Source organism: Kineococcus indalonis (genome assembly GCF_009906395.1).
Taxonomy (GTDB): Bacteria; Actinomycetota; Actinomycetes; order Actinomycetales; family Kineococcaceae; genus Kineococcus; species Kineococcus indalonis.
Window position 1 is genome coordinate 1 of the sequence record NZ_JAAALM010000435.1, and the last position, 3,503, is coordinate 3,503.

Genomic DNA, 3,503 nt, shown 5'->3' on the forward strand with positions numbered 1-3,503 from the left:
GTGGTGAGCGGGGTGGTGGGCCGCTGGTGGGCGGCCGCCGGGGTGCGGGTGCGCTCCACGGCGGCCGCGGTGCTGGTGCTGGCGCTGCTCGTCGCGGCCGGCGGCACCGCGGGGCTGCTGGTGCTGCGCGGCTCGCTGCGCGACACCGTGGCCACCTCGGCGCTGGTGCAGGCCCGCCTGGTGCGCACGGCCGTGGAGCGCGGCGCGCTGGACGGCGGCGACCGCGCGGCGCTGGAGCGCCTGCGCGCGGTCGTGGGTTCCGACGGCGACCGCGGCACGCACGTGCAGGTGGTCACCGCCGACGGCGCGGTGGCCGCGGCCAGCTACGCGCTGCGCGACCTGCCGCCGCTCTCGCGCCTGCTGCCGCCGGTGGCGCGCTCGGAGGTCTCCGAGCGGGCGCTGCCGGCGCTGGACGGGGGGCGCTGGCTGGTGGCGGTCCTGGGCGCCGACGCCGGCGGGCAGCGCTACAGCGTGGTGGTCGCCGAGAGCACCGCGGCCGCGGAGCGCACGCTGCGCACGGCGACCACCCTGGTGGTGGTGGGCGGCCTGGTGCTGCTGGGGGCGGTCGGGGCGGCGACGTGGGTGTTCGTGGGCCGCTCGCTGCGGCCGGTGGAGGCGATCCGGCGCACCGTGGACGGGATCTCGGCCACCGACCTGGACGGGCGGGTGCCCGTGCCGCCGGGCGGGGACGAGGTGGCGCGCCTGGCGCGGACGATGAACGCGATGCTGGCGCGGCTGGCGACGTCGCAGCGGGCGCAGCGGCGCTTCGTCGCCGACGCCAGCCACGAGCTGCGCAGCCCGGTGGCGACGCTGCGCGCGGCCGCGGACGTGCAGCGCCGGCACCCGGGCAGCGCCTCGCCCGCGGAGTTCGCCGACCTGGTGCGCAGCGAGTCGGTGCGCCTGGAGGCCCTGGTGGCCGACCTGCTGCTGCTGGCGCGCGCGGACGAGGGCGCGCTGGCCGCTGCGCGCACCGAGGTGGACCTGGACGAGCTGCTGGAGTCGGAGGCCGCCCGGCTGCGCGCGAGCGCGCCGGTGGCGGTGGCGGTGCGCACGGCGCCGGCGCGGGTGCTGGGCGACCCGGGCTCGCTGGGCCGGGTGGTGCGCAACCTCGCGGACAACGCCGCCCGCCACGCCCGCGGGCGGGTGGAGCTGGAGGTGCGCCGCGAGGGCGGCGAGGCGGTGGTGGCGGTGGCCGACGACGGCCCCGGCGTGCCGCCGGGCGAGCGCGAGCGGGTCTTCGACCGCTTCGTGCGCCTGCAGGACAGCCGCGACCGCGGTTCGGGCGGCACGGGCCTGGGCCTGGCGATCGTGGCGGGCGCGGTCGCCGCGCACGGCGGGCGGGTGCGCTGCGCGCAGCGCGAGCCGGGCCCGGGGGCGCTGTTCGAGGTGCGCCTGCCGCTGGCGCCCGAGCCGTCGTGCGAGGGGGACCGCGACGAGCACGGGCCGGAGCACGAGCTCGGGCCCGGGCCCGGGCCCGGGCGGGGCGGGGGCGGTCAGCCGCCGTCGGCGGCGAGCCGGTAGCCGGCGCCGCGCACCGTCTGGATCGCGGCGCGCCCGAACGGCACGTCGATCTTGCGGCGCAGGTAGCGCACGTACACCTCCACCACGTTGGGGTCGGTGTCGGCGTGCGGGTCCCACACCGCGTCGAGGATCTGCGCCTTGCTGACGACCTCGTCGCGGTGGCGCATCAGGTGGTGCAGCAGCGCGAACTCCCGCGCGGTCAGCGCGACCTGCTCCTCGCCGCGGTGCACGCGCCGCGTGGTGGGGTCCAGGCGCAGGTCCCCGGCGCGCAGCTCCACGGGCCGCTCGGGGGCGCCGCGGCGCACGAGGGCGTGCAGGCGGGCGACCAGGACGGGGAAGGAGAACGGCTTGGTGAGGAAGTCGTCGGCACCCAGGTCGAGGGCGTCGACCTCGTCGTACTCGCCGTCCTTGGCGGTCAGGACGAGCACGGGGGTCCACACCCCGGCGGCGCGCAGGTCGCGGCAGACCTCGTAGCCGTTGCGCAGCGGCAGCATCAGGTCCAGCACCAGCACGTCGTAGGGCAGCTCGCGGGCGCGCCAGAAGCCCTCGCGGCCGTCGTGGGCGAGGTCGACGGCGAAGCCCTCCTGCACCAGTCCCCGGCGCAGCGTCTGCGCCAGCGCCACCTCGTCCTCCACGAGCAGCACCCTCACGTCGCCCTCCCCGCACCGCGCCCGCCCGCCACGGCGGCAGCGTAGGCAGCCGCGCCGGCCGCCGGGGCGGCGGCGCCACCCGTCCGGGCGCGCGCGGGCGCCGGCACGGGCTCCGGCACGGGCTCCGGCACGGGGTCTACAGCCCGGCCAGGGCCAGGCCGGCGGTCAGGGTGGCGCCCGTGGTGACGGCGCCGAGCACCAGGCCGCGGCGCGCGGAGGCCGCCACGAGCGGGGAGGAGCGCAGCGGGCCCTCCACCAGGCGCGCGGTGAGCAGCGCGGGCACGACCGCGGCCAGCTCCGCGGCCAGCAGCACCGCCCAGTGCGAGGTGCCCAGCACCTCCTCGGTGAACACCACCGCGGGCACGTGCCACAGGTACCAGACGTACGACAGCCGCCCGGCGGTGCGCACGAGCGGCAGCGACAGCAGCCGCCCCACCGAGCCGCGCACCGCGCCGGTGGTGCCGGAGGCGATGACCGCGGCGGTGGCCAGGGTGGGCGCGAGCGCGATCCAGCCCGGGTAGGGCAGGCGGGTGGCCAGGACCGCGCTGACGGCCAGCGCGAGCGCGCCGGCCCAGCCGGTCAGGCGCAGCAGCGCCGCGCCGCGCCCGGCGGCGCAGCGGGCCGCGAGCAGCGGGACGGCCAGCGCCAGCAGGCCGCCGACGCCGAACTGCCAGGCGCGGGTGAGGGTGCTGAGGTAGCCGAACAGCTCCAGGCGCGGGGTGAGCAGCGCCGAGGCGAGCAGCGACAGGGCGCTGAGCGCGGCCAGGGCGAGCGCGAGGTCGCGGCGCAGCCGGGCCGGACCGCCGGGCCGCAGCGCGTGCCGCCCGCCGCGGCGGGCGCGGCGGGCGACGAGCAGGACCAGCAGCGGCCACAGGACGTAGAACTGCTCCTCCACCGCCAGCGTCCAGTAGTGCTTCAGCGGGCTGTGCGCCACCTGCTCGTCGAGGGAGTGCACGTCGAAGGACAGCAGCCACCAGTTGGCCACCTGCAGGCTCGCCGCGACGGCGTCGCGGGCGACGGCGGCCAGCCGCTCGGGCAGCAGCACCGCCACGCCCAGCAGCGTCAGCAGCAGCACCGCGGCGGCGCTGGGCAGGATGCGCCGGGCGCGGCGGGCGTAGAAGCCGCGCAGCGAGACGCCGCCGGTGCGCTCGGCCTCGCGCACCAGCAGACCGGTGATGAGGAACCCGGAGATCACGAAGAAGACGTCGACGCCGACGTTGCCGGCCACGAACACCGGGGCGCCGGCCTGGAAGAGCAGCACCAGGCCCAGGGCCACGGCGCGCAACCCCTCCACGTCGGGGCGGAAACCACCCCGCCCCGACGTGGAGGGGT

The 3,503-nt window shown here is 78.8% G+C and carries 3 protein-coding genes; 1 reads left to right on the forward strand and 2 read right to left on the reverse strand.

Features of this window, described 5'->3' with window-relative positions:
- Positions 1 to 1,521 (forward strand): sensor histidine kinase (locus GTR00_RS16990; protein WP_205706029.1); only part of this gene is annotated, 1,521 nt, incomplete at its 5' end.
- Here GTR00_RS16990 and GTR00_RS16995 read toward each other — a convergent pair.
- Both GTR00_RS16995 and GTR00_RS17000 read right to left on the reverse strand, forming a co-directional pair.
- Positions 1,494 to 2,171, reverse strand: coding sequence for a response regulator transcription factor (locus GTR00_RS16995; RefSeq protein WP_166612769.1), 678 nt, complete (start codon positions 2,169 to 2,171; stop codon positions 1,494 to 1,496). The genes GTR00_RS16990 and GTR00_RS16995 overlap by 28 nt on opposite strands.
- A gap of 136 nt (positions 2,172 to 2,307) precedes the next feature.
- On the reverse strand, positions 2,308 to 3,503 hold a 1,196-nt coding region (locus tag GTR00_RS17000; protein ID WP_205706030.1), incomplete at its 5' end, for an acyltransferase family protein.